A 20235-nucleotide genomic window follows, 5' to 3' on the forward strand; every position below is an offset into this window, starting at 1 on the left:
CCACCGTGAGCGCGAATCCCCTTCTGCAGAACTACGACCTGCCGCCCTTCTCCGCCATCCGCCCCGAGCACGTGAAGCCGGCCATCGAGCAGATCCTCGCCGACAACCGCGCGGCCATCGCGCGCATCCTCGCCGAACAGGGCGCGAACCCGGGCTGGGATGGCCTGGTCCTGGCCATGGACGAGCTGCACGCGCGCCTGGGCGCCGCCTGGAGCCCGGTCAGCCACCTCAACGCCGTCTGCAACAGCGCCGAGCTGCGCGAGGCCTACGAAGGCTGCCTGCCGATGCTCTCGGCCTACTGGACCGAACTGGGCCAGAACCGCGAGCTGTTCAAGGCCTACGAGGCCCTGGCCGGCAGCCCCGCCGCGGCGAGCTTCGACCTGGCCCAGAAGACCATCCTCGAACACGCCCTGCGCGACTTCCGCCTGTCGGGCATCGACCTGCCAGCCGAGCAGCAGAAGCGCTACGCCGAGATCCAGGCGCGCCTGTCCGAGCTGGGCAGCCGCTTCTCCAACCAGCTGCTCGACGCCACCCAGGCCTGGACCAAGCACGTCACCGATGAGGCGGCCCTGGCCGGGCTGACCGACTCGGCCAAGGCGCAGATGCAACAGGCCGCGCAGGCCAAGGGCCTGGACGGTTGGCTGATCAGCCTGGAATTCCCCAGCTACTTCGCGGTGATGACCTACGCCCAGGACCGCGCCCTGCGCGAAGAAGTCTACGCCGCCTACTGCACCCGCGCCTCCGACCAGGGCCCCAACGCCGGGCAGAACGACAACGGCCCGGTGATGCAGGAAATCCTCGACCTGCGCCAGGAGCTGGCGCGCCTGCTGGGCTATGCCAACTTCTCGGCGCTGTCGCTGGCGACCAAGATGGCCGAGTCGCCCGAGCAGGTGCTGCACTTCCTGCGCGACCTGGCGGTGCGCAGCAAACCCTACGCCCAGCAGGACCTCGACCAGCTCAAGGCCTACGCCGCCGAACAGGGCTGCGCGCAGCTGCAGAGCTGGGATTCGGGCTACTACGGCGAGAAGCTGCGCGAGGCGCGCTACAGCGTGTCCCAGGAAGCGCTGCGCGCGTACTTCCCGGTGGACAAGGTGCTGTCCGGCCTGTTCGCCATCGTGCAGAAGCTGTACGGCATCCAGATCCGCGAGCTGCACGACTTCGAGCGCTGGCACCCGGACGTGCGCCTGTTCGAGATCGAGGAGCACGGCCAGCACGTCGGGCGCTTCTACTTCGACCTCTACGCCCGCGCCAACAAGCGCGGCGGCGCCTGGATGGACGGCGCCCGCGACCGCCGCCGTGACGCCGCCGGCCAGCTGATCGCCCCGGTGGCCTACCTGGTGTGCAACTTCACCCCGGCGGTGAACGGCAAGCCGGCGCTGCTGACCCACGACGAAGTCACCACCCTGTTCCACGAGTTCGGCCACGGCCTGCACCACCTGCTGACCCGCGTCGAGCACGCCGGCGCCTCGGGCATCAACGGCGTGGCCTGGGACGCGGTGGAGCTGCCCAGCCAGTTCATGGAGAACTGGTGCTGGGAACCCGAGGGCCTGGCACTGATCTCCGGCCACTACGAGACCGGCGCCCCCCTGCCGCAAGACATCCTGGAGAAGATGCTGGCGGCGAAGAACTTCCAGTCCGGCCTGATGATGGTCCGCCAGCTGGAGTTCTCGCTGTTCGACTTCGAGCTGCACACCAGCCACGGCGACGGCCGTAGCGTGCTCGACGTGCTCAACGGCGTGCGCGACGAGGTGGCGGTGATGCGCCCGCCGGCGTACAACCGCTTCGCCAACAGCTTCGCGCACATCTTCGCCGGTGGCTACGCGGCCGGTTACTACAGCTACAAGTGGGCCGAGGTGCTGTCGGCGGATGCCTTCTCGCGCTTCGAGGAGGAAGGCGTGTTCAACCCGCAGACCGGCGCCGCCTTCCGCGAAGCCATCCTGGCCAAGGGCGGCTCCCAGGAGCCGATGGCGCTGTTCGTCGCCTTCCGCGGCCGCGAGCCGTCGATCGACGCGCTGCTGCGCCACTCCGGCCTGACCGGGGAGGCTGCGTGATGACCGAGGTGAAGAAGCGCTTCATCGCCGGCGCCGTGTGCCCGGCCTGCAGCGAGCAGGACAAGATAGTGATGTGGGACGAGGACGGCGTGCCGCACCGCGAGTGCGTGGCCTGCGGCTACGCCGACACCCTCAATGCCCAGGGCCAGTCGGTGCCGAAGGAGCTGGCCACGCGGGTCAACGTCACCGGCCTGAAGAAACCGGCCGATCCGAAGGTGCAGGGGGTGCAGTTCTTTCCCAATCCGAAGTTGAAGAAGAAGGATTGAGGTAGGGGCGGGCTTGCTTGCGAAGGGTGCTCACCTGTGGTTTCGGTGTATTGGGCCGGCCCCGCTCCCTCTCCCTAACCCTCTCCCTGAAGGGAGAGGGGACCGTTCGGCGTGTTCGGGGGTTTCGGCGTTAGCCGGCTTGTACCGAGCCTCCGGCTAACACCAAGTCCTTTCTCGGCACGGACTAGCCCCCTCTCCCTTCAGGGCGGGGCGCGCAGCCGAGGGCTGGGGAGAGGGATCGGAGTCAACCCGACACGCCAGAACCACCGGCAAACCTGGTTCGCGAGCAAGCTCGCTCCTACAACCCCTTCCCCCTCCTCACCAACCACTCCTCCAGCGCCGCCGCCGGCAGCGGCCGCGAGAACAGGTAGCCCTGGGCCACCGGGTAGCCCTGCTGGCGCAGCAGTTCCAGTTGCGCCTCGTCCTCCACCCCTTCGGCGATCACCATCAGCTCCAGGCTGCGGCCGATGTTCATCACCGCGTCGGTCAGCGCCTGGGCCGCCGTGCCTTCGCGCAGGTCGGCGACGAAGCTGCGGTCGAGCTTCAGCTCGCGGATCGGCAGGCGGTGCAGGTAGCCGAGGCTGGAGTAGCCGGTGCCGAAGTCGTCCATCGACAGGCGCACGCCCAGGCCGTGCACCGCGCGGAGGATGTCGAGGGTCGCCGGGTGGTTGTCCAGCAGCATGCCTTCGGTGATTTCCACCACCAGGTCGCTGCCGGCCAGGCCGTTGCGGCGCAGCAGGTCCTGCAGGCGGGCCGGCAGGTCGGGGTCGCGGAAGTCGGCGGGGGACAGGTTGACCGCCACCGCCGGGATGTGGATGCCGCGCCGGCGCCAGTCGGCCAGTTGCCGGCAGGCCTCGCGCAGCACCCACTGGCTGAGTTCGCCGATGATGCCGCACTCCTCGGCCAGGGCGATGAAGCGGTTCGGCGCCACCGCGCCGAGTTGCGGGTGGCGCCAGCGGGCCAGGGCTTCCACGGCGTGCACGCCGCCGTCGTCCAGGCGCACCTGGGGCTGGTAGTGCAGGCTCAGGGTCTGGCGCTGCACGGCCTCGCGCAGCGCGCTCTCCAGGGCCAGGCGCTCCTGGGCGCGCTGGTTCATTTCGTCGCTGAAGAAGCGGTAGCTGCCACGGCCACCGTTCTTCGCCTGGTACATGGCGATGTCGGCGCGGTGCAGCAGCGTCTCCATGTCCCGGCCGTTGCTGGGGAACAGGCTGATGCCGATGCTCGCCAGGGTGATCAGGCTGACGCCGGCCACCCGGTGCGCCAGGGCCAGGCGGGCGAGGATGCGCTCGGCGACCTGCGAGGCGAGCAGGCCGCCGCAGTATGGCAGCACCACCACGAACTCGTCGCCCGACAGGCGCCCCACCAGGCCCTGCTCGCGCACCACCTCCTGCAGGCGCGCCGCCACCAGGCGCAGCAGCTCGTCACCGGCCGGGTGGCCGAGGGAGTCGTTGATCTGCTTGAAGCGGTCCAGGTCGATGAACAGCACCGCCATTTCCGCCTCGTCGTCCTCGATGCGCGTCATCGCCTGCTCGGCCTCGGCCAGCAGCAGGCTGCGGTTGGGCAGGCCGGTGAGGGTGTCGTAGAAGGCCAGCTGGCGGATGTGCGCGCGGGCCTCCTCGCGCTCCAGGGCCAGGGCGACGAGGGGCAGGCTGACGTCCACCAGGCGCAGGTGCAGCTCGTCCGGGCCGCGGCACTGCTCGTAGTAGAAGGCGAAGGTGCCGATGACGCGGCCCTCGCTGTTCTTGATCGGGCTCGACCAGCAGGCCTTCAGCCCCGGGGGCACCAGGTGGCGGTAGTCGTCCCACAGTGGGTCGCTGGCGATGTCGCTGACCATCACCGCCTTGCCACGGTAGGCCGCGGTGCCGCAGCTGCCGGCGCGGGGGCCCATGCGGGCGCCCTCGATGGACTGCGAGAAGTCCTCCGGCAGGCTCGGCGCGGCCAGCGGGTGCATGCGCCCCTGGGCATCCACGCGCAGGATCGAGGCCTTGACCTCCGGGGCGATGCGCTCCACCTCGCGGCACACCAGGTCCATCACGTCCACCAGCGGGCGCTCGCGCACCAGGGCGTCGAGCACCTTGTTCTGCAGCACCTCGTGCAGCTTGGTGTGGGTGATGTCGGTGAGCAGCATCACCGAGTTCACCGGCTGGCCACGGGCATCGAGGATGGGGTTGGCCACCACCGAGCACCACAGCGGCCGGCCGATCAGGTCGCGCACCAGTTCCTCGCTGCGGAACAGCCCGGCGCCGGCCTGGCGCCAGCGCCGCACACTGGCCTGGGGCACCTGCAGCAGCTCGGAGGGGTAGCGCCCCAGGGCCTGCTCGGCGTTCCAGCCGAACATGCGGCTGAAGCCGGCGTTGACGTAGAGGATGCGCCCCTCGCGGCCGGTGACGATGACCGCGTTGTCGGTCTCGTTGGCGGCCAGCGAGAGCACGTCCATCTGCTCGCGCTGGCGGCGCTGCAGGGTGCAGTCCTTGACGAAGGCGGTGAGCAGGCGCTTGCCGTCGAACTCGATGTGCGAGATCGACATCGAGCCCCACAGCCGGCTGCCGTCGCGGCAGCGCATCGGCACCTCGCTGCGGCTGCCGGCTATGCCCTCGGTGTCCAGGCTGGCGTCCAGGCGCGAGCGCACCTCGTCGGGCAGCAGCAGGCCGACGTCCTGCCCCAGCACCGCCTCGCGGGAATAGCCCCAGAGGCGCTCGGCGGCGGCGTTGAACAGCAGCACGCGGTTGTTCTCGTCGAGCACCACCACACCGTCGATGGCCTGTTCGAGAATCTGCGCGAAGACGTCCGGGAGCTGATCGTAGGGCATTGCTGGCATCCATCTCGGAAACGCACTTGGGCTCTCTTCCTGCATGACAGTGCCCTCGGGTGGCCCACCAGGAAAGCGTAGTGGCTGAAATACTGGCACGACTAATAGCCATTTGACATATCGCCTTGGTCGACTATCTCGGAAACATTGGAAGGCCACAGCGCCGCCCGGCGGACTAGGCTATTAGGCATTTCCCGGAAGGAGCCCGCAGTGCCCCCTCGACCCCTCTTCGACAGAAGTCCCCCGGGCCCCACCGCCGACAGGGAGCACAGCGGACGTGCTTGACCGCTACCAGTTGCTCCAGTCCCTGCGCGCCACGCGCATCTCGCGCATGCCGGTGAGCCCGGTGCTGCAGGAGGTGGCCTCGCCCACCGGGCAATTGCTGTTCTTCCTCCTGCTCGGCGGTGGCCTGGTCTACACCTTCGGCAACCTGGCCCTGGACATCCTCGCCCAGGGCGGCCAGCTGCGCCTGAACGGCACCCTGCTGGTGCTGGCCCTGGCGCTGCTGATCGCCCTGGGCTTCGAATTCATCAACGGCTTCCACGACACCGCCAACGCGGTGGCCACGGTGATCTACACCAACGCCCTGCCGCCGCAGGTGGCCGTGGGCTGGTCGGGGCTGTGGAACCTGCTCGGCGTGCTCTTTTCCAGCGGTGCGGTGGCCTTCGGCATCGTCACCCTGCTGCCGCTGGACCTGCTGTTGCGGGTGGACAGCGACGCCGGCCTGGCGATGATCTTCGCCCTGCTCGGCGCCTCCATCCTGTGGAACCTCGGCACCTGGTGGCTGGGCCTGCCGGTGTCGTCGTCGCACACCCTGATCGGTTCCATCGTCGGCGTGAGCCTGGCCCACGGCGCGCTGAGCGGCGAGCTGGGCATCGACGGCAGCGCCTGGGAGCAATTGCAGAAGGTCGGCTACACCCTGCTGCTGTCGCCGCTGCTGGGCTTTATCGGCGCCGGCCTGCTGCTCCTGGGCATGCGCGCGGTGGCACGGAGCAAGGTGTTGTTCAGCGCCCCGCAGGGCCGCCGGCCGCCGCCGCTGGGTATCCGCGCGCTGCTGGTGCTGACCTGCACCGGGGTGTCCTTCGCCCATGGTTCCAACGACGGGCAGAAGGGCATCGGCCTGATCATGTTGATCCTGGCCGCGCTGATGCCGCTGAGTTTCGCCGTCGACCGCAGCCAGGCGCCGACCCAGGTGCAGCAGCTGCGCGAGCTGGCGCACCGGGCCGAACTGCAGCTGCGCCGGCTGGCCCCGCAGGACATCCCCATGGCGCCGCGCCAGGTGCTGCTGGACTACCAGAACGAGCAGCACCTGACCCCCGAGGTACTGCCGGCGCTGGCCGCGCAGCTGCACAACATAGGCGCCCGCCTGCGCGGCCACGACGACCTGACCGGGCTGCCCGACGACGAGGTGCTGGCGCTGCACAACGAGCTGTACCTGAGCGTGGAGACCATCCGCCAGCTCGACCGCACCGAGCAGCTCTTCGACGTGGACACCTGGAGCACCCTGCAGGCCCTGCGCGACCGCAGCCTGGACACCGTCCAGTTCATCCCGCCGTGGGTCAAGGTGGCGGTGGCCCTGGCCCTCGGCCTGGGCACCCTGGTGGGCTGGCGGCGCATCGTCACCACCGTCGGCGAGGGCATCGGCAAGCAGCCGCTGACCTACGCCCAGGGCGCCAGCGCGCAGCTCACCGCGATGCTCACCATCGGCGCGGCGGATATCTACGGCCTGCCGGTGTCCACCACCCAGGTGCTCTCCTCCGGCGTCGCCGGGACCATGACCGCCAACGGCAGCGGCCTGCAATGGCAGACCATCCGCAACATGGCGCTGGCCTGGGTACTGACGCTGCCGGCGGCGATCTGCCTGGCGGCGTTGCTGTACTGGTCGCTGCGGGTGCTGCTCTGAACGGGCGCGGCCGGGGCTACGAACGGCCATTCGCCCCAACGTAGGGCGCATAACGCCTACGGCGTTATCCGCCGCTTGACCTTGGCGCCAGGCGCGCCTCGGGTTCGGCCTCGGAGCAGCTGTTTCCGGGCGCTCCGGACTCGGCCGAGACGCCGGACATGAGGCCGGTGTAGCGGCGGATAACCGCGAACGGTTATTCGCCCTACGTCGAGGGAGGGCTGAACGTAGGGCGCATAACGCCTACGGCGTTATCCGCCGCTTGACCTTGGCGCCAGGCGCGCCTCGGGCTTGGCCTCGGAGCACCTGCTTCCGGGCGCTTCGGGCTCGGCCGGGACGCCGGACATGAGGTCGGTGCAGCGGCGGATAACCGCGAACGGTTATTCGCCCTACGTCGAGGGAGGGCTGAACGTAGGGCGGATAACGCCTACGGCGTTATCCGCCGCTTGACCTTGGCGCCAGGCGCGCCTCGGGCTCGGCCTCGGAGCACCTGCTTCCGGGCGCTTCGGGCTCGGCCGAGACGCCGGACATGAGGTCGGTGCAGCGGCGGATAACCGCGAACGGTTATTCGCCCTACGCCCAGCCCGCCATCCATCGGTGGGGGCTGTCATTCGAAAAATAATACTGTATTTATATACAGTACTTTTCCGGAGCCAGCTCATGTCCAGCATCCTGCCACCGCGTGGTCGCGGCACCGCCAGCAATCCGCACAACCGCTTCGCCCCGACCCGCAGCGAGGCCGAGGACGATGGCTGGTACCAGGACGAGGCGCCGCCCTGCCGCGCCACCGAGGTGCGCAGTGAACAGGCGAAGACGGTGATCAGCCGCAACCAGTCGCCGGACGTCGGCTTCGACCGCTCGGTCAACCCCTACCGCGGTTGCGAGCATGGCTGCATCTACTGCTTCGCGCGGCCCAGCCATGCCTACTGGGACCTGTCGCCGGGCATCGACTTCGAGACGCGGCTGATCGCCAAGACCAACCTCGCCGAGCGCCTGGAAGCCGAGCTGAGCAAACCCGGCTACGTGCCGCGGCCCATCGCCCTGGGCATCAACACCGACGCCTACCAGCCGCTGGAGCGCGAGCAGCGCCTGACGCGCCAGGCGCTGGAAATCCTGCTGCGCTTCCGCCACCCGCTGCACATCATCACCAAGGGCTCGCTGATCCTGCGCGACCTCGACCTGCTGGGCGAGCTGGCCAGCCTCAACCTGGTCAGCGTGGCCTTCAGCCTCACCACCCTGGACAACGAGCTCAAGCGCATCATGGAACCGCGCACCGCCAGCCCCGGCGCGCGCCTGCGCGCCATGCGCACCCTGCACGAGCACGGCGTGCCGGTCAGCGCGGTGCTGGCGCCGATGATCCCGATGGTCAACGACATGGAGCTGGAGCGCCTGCTGGAAGCCGCCTGCGACAACGGCGCGCGTTCGGCCGGCTACATCCTGCTGCGCCTGCCGCTGGAGATTTCCGAGCTGTTCCAGCAATGGCTGCAGGCGCACTTCCCCGACCGCGCCGAGCACGTGATGAGCCTGATCCGCCAGAGCCGCGGCGGCAAGGACTACGACAGCCGCTTCGGCACGCGCATGCGCGGCGAGGGCGTGTTCGCCGACCTGCTGGCCAGGCGCTTCCAGGTGGCCGCGCGACGCCTGGGGCTGGACCGCCGCGACTATGCCGGGCTGGACTGCTCGCTGTTCCAGGTCCCGCGGGCGCAGATGAGCCTGTTCTGAGGAAAATTCGCAACATGCCCCAGCCATGATGGCTCGTCGACATCAGCCACGATCATGCCGGCAAAATCCAGCCAAAATCCGATATAGGGCGGCTGTTGAATTTTCTATTAAGCTGGCCGGACCAGGCTCGTGCAACCGGTGACTGGATAGTCACGAAAGACTTTTCCGATGGCTTGTGCCTTTTCCCCCAGGGCGGAACGTCGGCAAGCATGGGAAAATTCATCGTCACTCTTCGAGGCTCATACATGAACGACAAAACGCACGGTGAGGAGCACATCGCGGAGAACGCCGACGAGGCCCTGCGGCACATCGTCGAAGGTTTCCGCCAGTTCCGCGAGGAAGTCTTCCCGCAGCAGGAGGCGCTGTTCAAGAAGCTCGCCCATGCGCAGAACCCGCGCGCCATGTTCATCACCTGCGCGGATTCGCGCATCGTCCCCGAGCTGATCACCCAGAGCTTGCCGGGCGACCTCTTCGTCACCCGCAACGTCGGCAACGTGGTACCGCCCTACGGGCAGATGAACGGCGGCGTGTCCACCGCCATCGAGTTCGCCGTGATGGCCCTGGGCGTGCACCACATCATCGTCTGCGGCCACTCCGACTGCGGCGCCATGAAGGCCGTGCTCGACCCGCAGACGCTGGAGCGCATGCCCACGGTCAAGGCCTGGCTGCGCCACGCCGAGGTGGCCAAGACGGTGGTCGAGCAGAACTGCGGCTGCGCCAGCCACGAGACCCTGGGCATCCTCACCGAGGAAAACGTGGTGGCACAGCTCGACCACCTGAAGACCCACCCCTCGGTGGCCGCGCGCCTGGCCAGCGGCCAGCTGTTCATCCACGGCTGGGTCTATGACATCGAGACCAGCCAGATCAAGGCCTACGACGCCGAGGCCGGCCGCTTCCGCCCGCTGGACGGCGAAGGCCCGATCCCCATGGCGACGCCGCGCCCGCGTTATAGGCAATAAGGGCGGCTGCAAGCTGCAAGCTGCAAGCTGCAAGCTGCAAGCTGCAAGCTAGGAGCGTAGTCCCCCTGCTCCCTGGGCCTATGCGTTTCGTAGGAGCGAGCTTGCTCGCGAATGGGCCCCGCTGCGGAGTGTGTTCGCGAGCAAGCTCGCTCCTACGAAGAGCATCCTGGCACGGCCTGCAAGACAGTTGCTCCTACCAGGCTCTTCGCTCTTGCCTGCCGCCTGCCGCCTGCCGCCGCTCCTGATCAATTCAAATGCAATTCGACGCCGAAGCGCCGCGACAGGCACGGCCACTGCTTCCAGGCGGTGACCGTCTGCGGGTCGCTCAGGCGGGCGCGGTAGGCCTGCGCCGCGGGGCTGGAGAAGACACTGTCGTCGAGCATGGATTCCACCGCGTGGTGCACGGCCTCGTCCAGTTGGTTGGCGAAGGGCTCGCCGATCAGCTGGTGCGCCACCAGGTTGGCCACGGTGGTGTCCAGCGGGATCAACGGCTGGCCGAAGTGGGCGATGTAGCGGTCGTTCACTTCCTCCACCAGGCGGTGCGCCAGGTAGGCCTCGTCGAGCAGCGCGTCCAGGCCGTCGTGGCCGGCCAGCAGGTCCGGCGGGGTCAGGAAGAAGTGCTCGGCGACCTTCAGTACCGGCTTGATCCGCTCCTCGATGCCGGCATTGCGCGCCACGCTGGTGGCGGCTTCGAGGAACTCGGGGACCTGCTCGATATAGGCATGGACGAAGCGGGTGAGCACCTGGGTGGCGTCGTCGCCGCTGAGGTTGATGCTCGGGTGCAGGCTTGCCATCTGGCTGTGGATGAGCCGCGCCAGGTGCCCGTTGCGCGCCTCGAGCTGGTGGGCCTGCTGAATCAGTTCGCGCAGTGCTGCGATATTCATGACAACTCCAAGACAACTCGATTTGGAAAGTGAAGAAAGACCTTAGCCGGGCGGGGCCGCCAGCTAAGACGCGATCGTCATAATCACGCAACCTTTATGAGGTTCGGGCATATCAAGCCGCCACCATGGTAGCGCAAAGCCGCAGGTGGCGTGGCTTTGAGAGCACCTTTCGCAATTGCGGAGGAGTTTTTTGCGCTGCGTTGTTATGTCGCAACCCCTGGCTATACTCCGACTCGACACACCTGAACCTGATGAACCCGGCCTGCCTTGCACGTGCCGAGGCTCGGCGGTCAAAGTTTGCTGTCTTGGCGGTCGCTCCCTTGGCCGCTGGCATTTGCCGGCGGGATAAGAACAACGATAAGGGGAACCCGAATGCTGCGACATCCGCGTACCTGGATGGGCTTGCTGTCGCTCCTCGTGTTCGCTCCGGCGCACGCCGCCTGGACGGTGAACATGACCCCGGGGGCGACCGAGGTCAGTCGTAACGTGTTCGACCTGCACATGACCATTTTCTGGATCTGTGTGGTCATCGGCATCATCGTCTTCGGCGCCATGTTCTGGTCGATGATCGTCCACCGCCGCTCCACCGGCCAGCAGCCGGCGCATTTCCACGAGAGTACCGCAGTGGAGATCCTCTGGACCGTGGTGCCGTTCCTGATTCTGGTGGTGATGGCCATCCCCGCCACCCGCACCCTGATCCACATGTACGACACCACCGAGCCGGAGCTGGACGTGCAGATCACCGGCTACCAGTGGAAGTGGCAGTACAAGTACCTGGGCCAGGACGTGGAGTTCTTCAGCAACCTGGCCACCAGCCAGGAGCAGATCCACAACAGGGACCCCAAGGACGACCACTACCTGCTGGAAGTGGACAACCCGCTGGTGCTGCCGGCCGGGGTCAAGGTGCGCTTCCTGGTGACCTCCAGCGACGTCATCCACTCCTGGTGGGTGCCGGCCTTCGCGGTCAAGCGCGACGCCATCCCCGGCTTCGTCAACGAGGCCTGGACCAAGGTCGACGAGCCCGGCGTCTACCGCGGCCAGTGCGCCGAGCTGTGCGGCAAGGACCACGGCTTCATGCCCATCGTGGTCGACGTGAAGGCCAAGCCGGACTTCGACAAGTGGCTGGCCGAACGCAAGGAAGAGGCCGCCAAGCTCAAGGAGCTGACCAGCAAGGAGTGGACCAAGGAAGAACTCGTCACCCGCGGCGACAAGGTCTACCACACCATCTGCGCCGCCTGTCACCAGCCCGAAGGCCAGGGCATGCCGCCGATGTTCCCGGCGCTCAAGGGCTCGAAGATCGTCACCGGGCCCAAGGAACACCACCTGGAGACCGTGTTCAACGGCGTCCCGGGCACCGCCATGGCGGCCTTCGGCAAGCAGCTCTCGGAAGTGGACATCGCCGCGGTGATCACCTTCGAGCGCAACGCCTGGGGCAACAACGACGGCGACATGGTCACACCGCAAGAAGTAGTGGCCTACAAGCAGAAGCAAAAATAACGAGGAGCCTGCGATGAGCGCTGTGATCGACCATCCCGAGCATTCGCACGCCGGCGAGCACCACCACGGCCCGGCCAAGGGCCTGATGCGCTGGGTCCTGACCACCAACCACAAGGACATCGGCACCCTGTACCTGTGGTTCAGCTTCTGCGCCTTCCTCCTCGGCGGCTCCTTCGCCATGGTGATCCGCGCCGAGCTGTTCCAGCCGGGGCTGCAGATCGTCGAGCCGGCCTTCTTCAACCAGATGACCACCATGCACGGCCTGGTGATGGTGTTCGGCGCGGTGATGCCGGCCTTCGTCGGCCTGGCCAACTGGATGGTGCCGCTGATGATAGGCGCGCCGGACATGGCCCTGCCGCGCATGAACAACTTCAGCTTCTGGCTGCTGCCGGCGGCCTTCGGCCTGCTGGTGAGCACCCTGTTCATGCCCGGCGGCGGCCCCAACTTCGGCTGGACCTTCTACGCCCCGCTGTCCACCACCTTCGCCCCGCACAGCGTGACCTTCTTCATCTTCGCCCTGCACATGATGGGGATGAGCTCGATCATGGGCGCGATCAACGTGATCGCCACCATCCTCAACCTGCGCGCCCCGGGCATGACGCTGATGAAGATGCCGCTGTTCGTCTGGACCTGGCTGATCACCGCCTTCCTGCTGATCGCGGTGATGCCGGTGCTGGCCGGCTGCGTGACCATGATGCTGATGGACATCCACTTCGGCACCAGCTTCTTCAGCGCGGCCGGCGGCGGCGACCCGGTGCTGTTCCAGCACGTGTTCTGGTTCTTCGGCCACCCCGAGGTGTACATCATGATCCTGCCGGCGTTCGGCGCGGTCAGCGCGATCATCCCGGCGTTCAGCCGCAAGCCGCTGTTCGGCTACACCTCGATGGTCTACGCCACCGCCTCGATCGCCTTCCTGTCGTTCATCGTCTGGGCGCACCACATGTTCGTGGTCGGCATCCCGCTGGTGGGCGAGCTGTTCTTCATGTACGCCACCATGTTGATCGCCGTGCCCACCGGGGTGAAGGTGTTCAACTGGGCCTCGACCATGTGGCAGGGCTCGCTGACCTTCGAGGCGCCCATGCTGTTCGCCGTGGCCTTCGTCATCCTCTTCACCATCGGCGGCTTCTCCGGGCTGATGCTGGCCATTGCCCCGGCGGACTTCCAGTACCAGGACACCTACTTCGTGGTGGCGCACTTCCACTATGTGCTGGTGCCCGGGGCGATCTTCGGCATCTTCGCCTCGGTGTACTACTGGATACCCAAGTGGACCGGGCACATGTACGACGAGACCCTGGCCAAGCTGCACTTCTGGCTCTCCTTCATCGGCATGAACATGGCCTTCTTCCCCATGCACTTCCTGGGGCTGGCCGGCATGCCGCGGCGGATTCCGGACTACAACCTGCAGTTCGCCAACTTCAACATGGTCTCGTCCATCGGCGCCTTCCTGTTCGGCACCACCCAGCTGCTGTTCCTGTTCATCGTCATCAAGACCATCCGCGGCGGCAAGCCGGCCCCGGCCAAGCCCTGGGACGGCGCCGAAGGCCTGGAGTGGACGGTGCCTTCGCCGGCGCCCTACCACACCTTCAGCACCCCGCCGGAAGTGAAATGAACCGCCCTTCGTAGGAGCGAGCTCGCTCGCGAACGACTCCGCAGCGGGGCTGGTTCGCGAGCAAGGGCTAGGCGCCCCCCTCGCTCCTACGGGAGAGATAACCATGAGCGACGGCAACATCGAGACGCGCAAGCTGGTCACCCGCCTGCTGGTGGTGGTGGTGGCCATGTTCGCCTTCGGCTTCGCCCTGGTGCCGATCTACAACGTCATGTGCAAGGCCCTGGGCATCAACGGCAAGACTTCCGGCAGCGCCTACCAGGGCGGCCTCCAGCAGGTGGACATGGCGCGCCAGGTGAAGGTCGACTTCGTGGCCAACAACAACATCGACATGGTCTGGGAATTCCGCCCCGAGAGCGAAATGATCGTGGTGCACCCCGGGGCGGTGAACCAGATGCTGTTCGTCGCGCAGAACCCCACCAACAAGCCGATGACCGCCCAGGCCATCCCCAGCATCGCGCCCTCCACGGCCGCGCGCTATTTCCACAAGACCGAGTGCTTCTGCTTCACCCAGCAGGTCCTGCAGCCGGGCGAGCGCATCGAGATGCCGGTGCGCTTCATCGTCGACCGCGACCTGCCGGCGGACGTCCACCGCATCACCCTCGCCTACACGCTGTTCGACATCACCGCACGCAAGCCACCGGTGGCCAGCAACGACCGCTGACCGGCCCAGGAGAACAAGAATGGCAACCCACGATCCGTACTATGTCCCCGCGCAGAGCAAATGGCCGATCATCGCCACCATCGGCCTGCTCACCACGCTGTTCGGCGTCGGCACCTGGATGAACGACTACAGCGCCGGCAAGGAGGCCTCCCACGGGCCCTGGATACTCTTCGCCGGCGGGCTGATCGTCGCCTACATGCTGTTCGGCTGGTTCGGCAACGTCATCAAGGAAAGCCGCTCCGGCCTCTACAGCCCGCAGATGGACCGCTCGTTCCGCTGGGGCATGAGCTGGTTCATCTTCTCCGAGGTGATGTTCTTCGCCGCCTTCTTCGGCGCGCTCTTCTACATCCGCCACTTCGCCGGGCCCTGGCTGGGCGGCGAGGGCCACAAGGGCATCGCCCACATGCTCTGGCCGGAGTTCCAGTACACCTGGCCGCTGCTGAGCAACCCGGACAACAAGCTGTTCCCGCCGCCGAAGGAAGTCATCGAGCCGTGGAAGCTGCCGCTGATCAACACCATCCTGCTGGTCACCTCCAGCTTCACCGTGACCTTCGCCCACCACGCGCTGAAGAAGAACCACCGCGGCCCGCTGAAACTGTGGCTGGCGATCACCGTGGCCCTGGGCGTGGCCTTCCTGTTCCTGCAGGCCCACGAATACCACGAGGCCTACAGCGAGCTGGGCCTGACCCTCGGCTCGGGCATCTACGGCACCACCTTCTTCATGCTCACCGGCTTCCACGGCGCCCACGTGACCATAGGCGCGCTGATGCTGAGCATCATGCTGGTCCGCATCCTGCGCGGGCACTTCGACGCCGAGCACCACTTCGGCTTCGAGGCGGCCAGTTGGTACTGGCACTTCGTGGATGTGGTCTGGATCGGGCTGTTCATCTTCGTGTACGTGCTTTGAGGCGGCACGGCCTGTAGGAGCGAGCTTGCTCGCGAACCAGCTCCGCTGCGGAGTCGTTCGCGAGCAAGCTCGCTCCTACGAAAAGCTCAGAAGGTGGCGGAAGTGACCAGTTGCCCGGAGTAGAAGCCCCAGGCGACCAGGGCCAGGGTGAGCGCGGCGAGGATGACGCGCACGGTGAGGGCGTTGACCACGCGGGAACCGTGGCCCTCGTCCTTGACCAGGAAGAACAGTCCGCTGAACAGGCTGGCCACGGTGGCCAGCAGCAGAACGACGATCGCGGCCTTGAGCATGACGTGGCTCCGATTGCTGAGGGGGTAACTTGCAGTATAGCCAGCACGCCATCGACTCCCGCCCGCGCCACGGCGTGGCGGCGGTCTTCCGGCCGGGCCTGGCGCCGACCCTGGTGGTCCTGGCGCTACTCCCGCTGCTGGTGGCCCTGGGCTGCTGGCAGCTTTCCCGCGCCGCCGAGAAGCGCGTGCTGCTGGCCGCCGCCGAAGCGCGCCGCGAGGCCGCGCCGATTCCCGTCACGCAGCTCGAGGCCCTGGCCGAGCCGGCCTACGTGCGGGTGCGCCTGCAAGGCCGCCTGGACGCCGAGCACACCCTGCTGCTGGACAACCGCACCCGCGACGGCGCCGCCGGCGTCGAGGTGCTGCAGCCCTTCCACGACAAGGCCAGCGGCCTGTGGGTGCTGGTCAACCGCGGCTGGCTGCCCTGGCCCAACCGCCGCGTGGCGCCGGCCGTCGATACGCCCGGCGGCGAGCTGCTGCTCGATGCCTGGGCCTACGTCCCGCCACCCGGCGGCCTGCAGCTGGCCGATGCCCGGCAGCAGGCCTGGCCGCAGCTGGTCACCCGCGTCGAGCCGGACGCCACCTGGCAGGCCCTGGACCGCAACGGCCTGGCCCTGGAGCTGCGCCTGGAACCGGGCGACGCCGCCTTCGAGACCAACTGGCCGGTGGTCGCCATGGCCCCCGAACGCCACACCGGCTACGCCGTGCAGTGGTTCGCCATGGCCACCGCCCTGTTCGCCCTCTACCTCTACCTCGGCATCCGCCGCGCACGGGAGAAGCCCGCCCATGACCAGCCTGACCCTCGATGAAACCCAGCTGCGCCGCCGCAACCGCGGGCGCATGCAGTTGCTGCTGATCCTCGCCGTGGTATTCGGCCCCATGCTGCTGGCCACCGGCATGTACAAGTTCCGCTTCTGGGTGCCGGAAAGCCGCAGCTACCACGGCGAGCTGATCGCCAACGGCAGCACGCCCGCCGACCTGGGCGTGCAGGCCGACGCCGCCAGCGACCGCTGGCAACTGCTGGTCACCGCCCCCGCCGCCTGCGCCGCCGACTGCCAGCAGCTGGTGTACCTGGCGCGGCAGATCAACATCGGCCTGAACCGCGACGCCAACCGCGCCGAGCACGCCCTGGCCGCCGCCCAGGCGCTGCCGGCGGAGTTCCAGGCGCAGCTGGACAAGGACTATCCGCGCCTGAAGCGCTACGCCATGCAGCCCGCCGCCGGCGAGCAGGCGCCGCAGCTGTGGATAGTCGACCCCCACGGCAACCTGGTGCTGCGCTACGCCGCCGGCGCCAACGGCAAGCAGATCCTCGGCGACCTGCAACTGCTGCTGAAGCTCTCCCACATCGGCTGAGCGCAGGCCACGACAACGACAAGAACGGGGGCTGTGCATGACGAACACACCGCGTAAACCCGGCTTCCACGTCGCCGCCTTCGCCACCGCCCTGGCGCTGGTGGTGGTGCTGCTCGGCGCCTACACCCGGCTCACCCACGCGGGCCTGGGCTGCCCGGACTGGCCCGGCTGCTACGGCTTCATCCACGTGCCCAGCAGCGAGGCGCAGCTGGCCCACGCCGAGCAGCACTTCCCAGAGGCCCCGGTGGAGGCGCAGAAGGGCTGGAACGAGATGATCCACCGCTACTTCGCCGGCACCCTCGGCCTGCTCATCGCCGGCCTGGCGGTGCACGCGCTGCTGCGCCGCGGCCGCGACGGCCAGCCGCTGCGCCTGCCGTTGCTGCTGCTGGGCGTGGTGATCGCCCAGGCCGCCTTCGGCATGTGGACGGTGACCCTCAAGCTGTGGCCGCAGGTGGTCACCGCGCACCTGCTCGGCGGCTTCACCACCCTGTCGCTGCTGTTCCTGCTCAGCCTGCGCCTGTCCGGCGCCGTGCAACCGCTGCAGCGCGCCGGCGCGCCACGCCGCCTGGCGGCCTTCGCCCTGGCCCTGGTGGCGCTGCAGATCGCCCTGGGCGGCTGGGTGAGCAGCAACTACGCGGCGGTGGCCTGCATCGACCTGCCCATGTGCCACGGCCAATGGTGGCCGCAGATGGACTTCGCCAACGGCTTCCACCTGACCCAGCACATCGGCCCCAACTACCTGGGCGGGCAGCTCGACAGCGACGCACGCACGGCCATCCACATGACCCACCGCATGGGCGCCTTCTGCGTGGTGGCGGTGCTGCTGGTGCTGGCCTGGCGTATGCAGCGCGTCGGCCTGATCTACCCCACCGCGCTGATGCTGCTGGCGCTGTCGCTGCAGGTTGGCCTGGGCATCAGCAACGTGCTGCTGCACCTGCCGCTGCCGGTGGCAGTGGCGCACAACGGCGGCGGCGCCTGCCTGCTGCTGAGCCTGGTGCTGGTCAACTACCGGCTGCGCTCGCCGGTCACCGCCGCCAGCGTCGCCAGGGCCGGCCGGGCCCGTGCCCTGCCGGCGCTGGAACGACCGGTGGCCTATCCCTCGCAGGGCTGAACCCACTTCGACCAACGGAGAACCGAACATGGCCAGCGTACTGAGCGGCACCCGCAGCCAACCCGGCTGGCGCGATTACCTGGAGCTGACCAAACCCAAGGTGGTCCTGCTGATGCTGATCACCTCGCTGATCGGCATGCTGCTCGCCACCCGCAGCGGCGTACCCTGGACGGTGCTGCTGTTCGGCAACCTGGGCATCGGCCTGTGCGCCGGCGCGGCGGCGGCGGTGAACCACGTGGTGGACCGGCGCATCGACTCGATCATGGCCCGCACCCATCGCCGCCCGCTGGTGGAAGGGCGGTTGTCGCCCAGCGTGGCCCTGGGCTTCGCCCTGCTCCTGGCGCTGGCCGGGATGAGCCTGCTGCTGACCTTCACCAACGCCCTCACCGCCTGGCTGACCCTCGCCTCGCTGCTGGGCTACGCGGCGCTGTACACCGGCTTCCTCAAGCGCGCCACGCCGCAAAACATCGTGATCGGCGGCCTGGCCGGCGCCGCCCCGCCGATGCTCGGCTGGGTGGCGGTGACCGGGCACCTGTCGGCCGAGCCGCTGCTGCTGGTGCTGATCATCTTCGCCTGGACGCCGCCGCACTTCTGGGCCCTGTGCCTGCACCGCAAGGACGAGTACGCCAAGGCCGAGATCCCGATGCTGCCGGTGACCCACGGCGAGCGCTACACCAAGCTGCACATCCTGCTCTACAGCCTGGTGCTGTTCGCCGTCAGCCTGATGCCCTTCGCCATCCACATGAGCGGGCTGGTCTACCTGCTGGCCGCGCTGGCCCTGGGCGCGCGCTTCCTCGACTGGGCCTGGGCGCTGTACAGCGACAGCAGGCCCCATGCGGCCATCGGCACCTTCAAGTACTCTATCGCCTACCTGTTCCTGCTGTTCATCGCCCTGCTGGTGGACCATTACCTACCCATCCACATCGCGCTGTAACAGGAGTCGTAGGGCGAATAACGCTCCGCGTTATCCGCCGTTTGGCCTTGGCCCCAGACGGCTCCGAGGTTGACCTGGGAGTTGGCTGCAGGCTTGGGTGTAGCGGCGTATAACCGCGAACGGTTATACGCCCTACGTCCATGAACGCCCCTCGACCGCTCCCGACCACGAGAACCCCATGTCCCGAGTCAACAAGACCGTCCTCATCCTGGTAGCCATAGTCGCCGTCATCCTCGGCCTCACCGTGCAGAAGGTGCTCACCGAGAAACACCGCCTCGACCCCGCCGCCCTGCTCGACGCCGGCATCGTGCTGCTGCCGCAGAGCCGCGAGGTGCCGGCCCTGACCTTCCAGGACCAGGACGGCAAGCCGTTCGACACCGCCAGCCTCAAGGGCCGCTGGAGCCTGCTGTTCTTCGGCTACACCTTCTGCCCGGACGTCTGCCCCACCACCCTGGCGCAACTGCGCGAGCTGCAGGGCAAGCTGGCCCCCGAGGTGCGCGAGAAGCTGCAGGTGGTGTTCGTCAGCGTCGACCCGCACCGCGACACCCCGGCGCGCCTGAAGGAATACCTGGGCTTCTTCAACGCCGGCTTCCAGGGCCTGGTGGGCAGCGACGAGGCCATCCAGAAGCTGGCCAACGCCATGAGCATCCCCTACATCCCGGCCGACACCAGCAAGCCCAACTACACCGTCGACCACAGCGGCAACCTGGTGGTCATCGGCCCGGACGGCACCCAGCACGGCTTCATCCGCGCCCCGCTGAACAACGCCAAGCTCGCCGAACAGCTGCCCAAGGTGCTCGCCGACCAGGGCTGAGCCATTCGCCGGCACGCAGCCGGCCCATTCACCGCGCTGCTTTGTCGCAGCCAGGCAACGGCCACCCTCGGGTGGCCGTTCTTTTTTTTCATCACCCGCCTGCACAGCCTTGGACCAGGCCGTTTTTCCAGGCCGGCCCCGTCGCCTGCCCGAAAGCCAGGAAACACGCGCCGTGAGGCGCTTGTTGAGAATTTCCTGACTCTGTAGTCAATGTAAAAAATCTGCTACGGAATTCCAGGCATCAGGGATCACTCATATTTCAGATTAAAAACATTAATTAACACCTATAGATGCGCCTGAGGCAGGATTGACGGGCCTCTCACCGGGTTGCCGGGGGTTCTGATGAGCGGACATTCACGCCAGGGATAGCATTCTCCCCCGGTCACAATAGGCAATTAGGCTAAAAGCCAGGGCGGTAGCGCCCCTTGCCGGAACGGGGGAACTGCGGGTCCGAACGTGACTTGTAGTTCT

At 67.5% G+C, this 20235-nt stretch carries 17 protein-coding genes; 14 read left to right on the forward strand and 3 right to left on the reverse strand.

Translation table 11 applies throughout. The features are described from left to right. Positions 1–5 precede the first annotated feature (5 nt). Positions 6–2051: an oligopeptidase A gene (prlC, locus tag PKO50_RS30055; protein ID WP_275628052.1), complete on the forward strand. Its 2046-nt coding sequence runs from the start codon at positions 6–8 to the stop codon at positions 2049–2051. After that, positions 2051–2317 carry a YheV family putative zinc ribbon protein gene (locus PKO50_RS30060; protein ID WP_275628053.1) on the forward strand — a complete coding sequence of 89 codons (267 nt, stop codon included), beginning with the start codon at positions 2051–2053 and terminating at the stop codon, positions 2315–2317. The genes prlC and PKO50_RS30060 overlap by 1 nt, the downstream gene beginning before the upstream one ends. 298 nt (positions 2318–2615) lie before the next feature. Here the strand turns inward: PKO50_RS30060 and PKO50_RS30065 are convergent, their stop codons facing one another. After that, positions 2616–5126 (reverse strand): EAL domain-containing protein, encoded by a 2511-nt coding sequence (locus tag PKO50_RS30065; protein WP_275628054.1) that lies wholly within the window; start codon positions 5124–5126, stop codon positions 2616–2618. A gap of 277 nt (positions 5127–5403) precedes the next feature. Between PKO50_RS30065 and PKO50_RS30070 the strand changes: the two genes are divergently transcribed. The 3 genes from PKO50_RS30070 (at position 5404) to PKO50_RS30080 (ending at position 9707) form a co-directional block, all read left to right on the forward strand. Then, positions 5404–7029, forward strand: a complete 1626-nt coding sequence (locus PKO50_RS30070) for an inorganic phosphate transporter (protein ID WP_275628055.1) — start codon at positions 5404–5406, stop codon at positions 7027–7029. 657 nt (positions 7030–7686) lie between these two features. Next, positions 7687–8748 carry a PA0069 family radical SAM protein gene (locus PKO50_RS30075; protein WP_275628056.1) on the forward strand — a complete coding sequence of 354 codons (1062 nt, stop codon included), beginning with the start codon at positions 7687–7689 and terminating at the stop codon, positions 8746–8748. A gap of 245 nt (positions 8749–8993) precedes the next feature. Beyond that, the gene (locus PKO50_RS30080; RefSeq protein WP_275628057.1) at positions 8994–9707 is read left to right on the forward strand and encodes a carbonic anhydrase; all 714 of its coding nucleotides are present in this window, start codon (positions 8994–8996) and stop codon (positions 9705–9707) included. A 245-nt stretch (positions 9708–9952) separates the two neighbouring features. Here the strand turns inward: PKO50_RS30080 and PKO50_RS30085 are convergent, their stop codons facing one another. Next, the gene (locus PKO50_RS30085) at positions 9953–10591 is read right to left on the reverse strand and encodes a hypothetical protein (RefSeq protein WP_275628058.1); all 639 of its coding nucleotides are present in this window, start codon (positions 10589–10591) and stop codon (positions 9953–9955) included. A 372-nt stretch (positions 10592–10963) separates the two neighbouring features. Here PKO50_RS30085 and coxB point away from each other — a divergent pair, with 372 nt between their 5' ends. The 4 genes from coxB (at position 10964) to PKO50_RS30105 (ending at position 15265) form a co-directional block, all read left to right on the forward strand. Continuing rightward, the gene (coxB, locus tag PKO50_RS30090) at positions 10964–12088 is read left to right on the forward strand and encodes a cytochrome c oxidase subunit II (RefSeq protein ID WP_109934442.1); all 1125 of its coding nucleotides are present in this window, start codon (positions 10964–10966) and stop codon (positions 12086–12088) included. Positions 12089–12101: 13 nt separating this feature from the next. Then, positions 12102–13697 carry a cytochrome c oxidase subunit I gene (ctaD, locus tag PKO50_RS30095; RefSeq protein WP_009614691.1) on the forward strand — a complete coding sequence of 532 codons (1596 nt, stop codon included), beginning with the start codon at positions 12102–12104 and terminating at the stop codon, positions 13695–13697. Positions 13698–13800: 103 nt separating this feature from the next. After that, positions 13801–14358, forward strand: a complete 558-nt coding sequence (locus PKO50_RS30100; RefSeq protein ID WP_064581580.1) for a cytochrome c oxidase assembly protein — start codon at positions 13801–13803, stop codon at positions 14356–14358. A gap of 19 nt (positions 14359–14377) precedes the next feature. Next, positions 14378–15265 (forward strand): cytochrome c oxidase subunit 3, encoded by an 888-nt coding sequence (locus PKO50_RS30105; protein ID WP_109934440.1) that lies wholly within the window; start codon positions 14378–14380, stop codon positions 15263–15265. Between the two features lie 86 nt (positions 15266–15351). Here the strand turns inward: PKO50_RS30105 and PKO50_RS30110 are convergent, their stop codons facing one another. Continuing rightward, a complete protein-coding gene (locus PKO50_RS30110) occupies positions 15352–15555 on the reverse strand; it encodes a twin transmembrane helix small protein (RefSeq protein ID WP_009614697.1) in 204 nt (67 codons plus the stop codon). A 74-nt stretch (positions 15556–15629) separates the two neighbouring features. Here PKO50_RS30110 and PKO50_RS30115 point away from each other — a divergent pair, with 74 nt between their 5' ends. The 5 genes from PKO50_RS30115 (at position 15630) to PKO50_RS30135 (ending at position 19764) form a co-directional block, all read left to right on the forward strand. Further along, on the forward strand, positions 15630–16361 hold the full coding sequence (locus PKO50_RS30115) for an SURF1 family protein (RefSeq protein ID WP_275630548.1): 732 nt from the start codon (positions 15630–15632) through the stop codon (positions 16359–16361). Next, complete coding sequence (locus PKO50_RS30120; RefSeq protein ID WP_109934437.1) at positions 16339–16905, forward strand: hypothetical protein; 567 nt, start codon at positions 16339–16341, stop codon at positions 16903–16905. Before PKO50_RS30115 ends, PKO50_RS30120 begins: the two co-directional genes overlap by 23 nt. Before the next feature lie 37 nt (positions 16906–16942). Beyond that, the gene (locus PKO50_RS30125; RefSeq protein ID WP_275628059.1) at positions 16943–18016 is read left to right on the forward strand and encodes a COX15/CtaA family protein; all 1074 of its coding nucleotides are present in this window, start codon (positions 16943–16945) and stop codon (positions 18014–18016) included. A 28-nt stretch (positions 18017–18044) separates the two neighbouring features. Beyond that, positions 18045–18950, forward strand: a complete 906-nt coding sequence (cyoE, locus tag PKO50_RS30130; RefSeq protein WP_089392843.1) for a heme o synthase — start codon at positions 18045–18047, stop codon at positions 18948–18950. A 178-nt stretch (positions 18951–19128) separates the two neighbouring features. After that, positions 19129–19764 carry an SCO family protein gene (locus tag PKO50_RS30135; protein ID WP_109934435.1) on the forward strand — a complete coding sequence of 212 codons (636 nt, stop codon included), beginning with the start codon at positions 19129–19131 and terminating at the stop codon, positions 19762–19764. Positions 19765–20235: the final 471 nt, after the last annotated feature.

Source organism: Pseudomonas sp. 273, from assembly GCF_029201425.1.
Taxonomy (GTDB): Bacteria; Pseudomonadota; Gammaproteobacteria; order Pseudomonadales; family Pseudomonadaceae; genus Pseudomonas; species Pseudomonas delhiensis.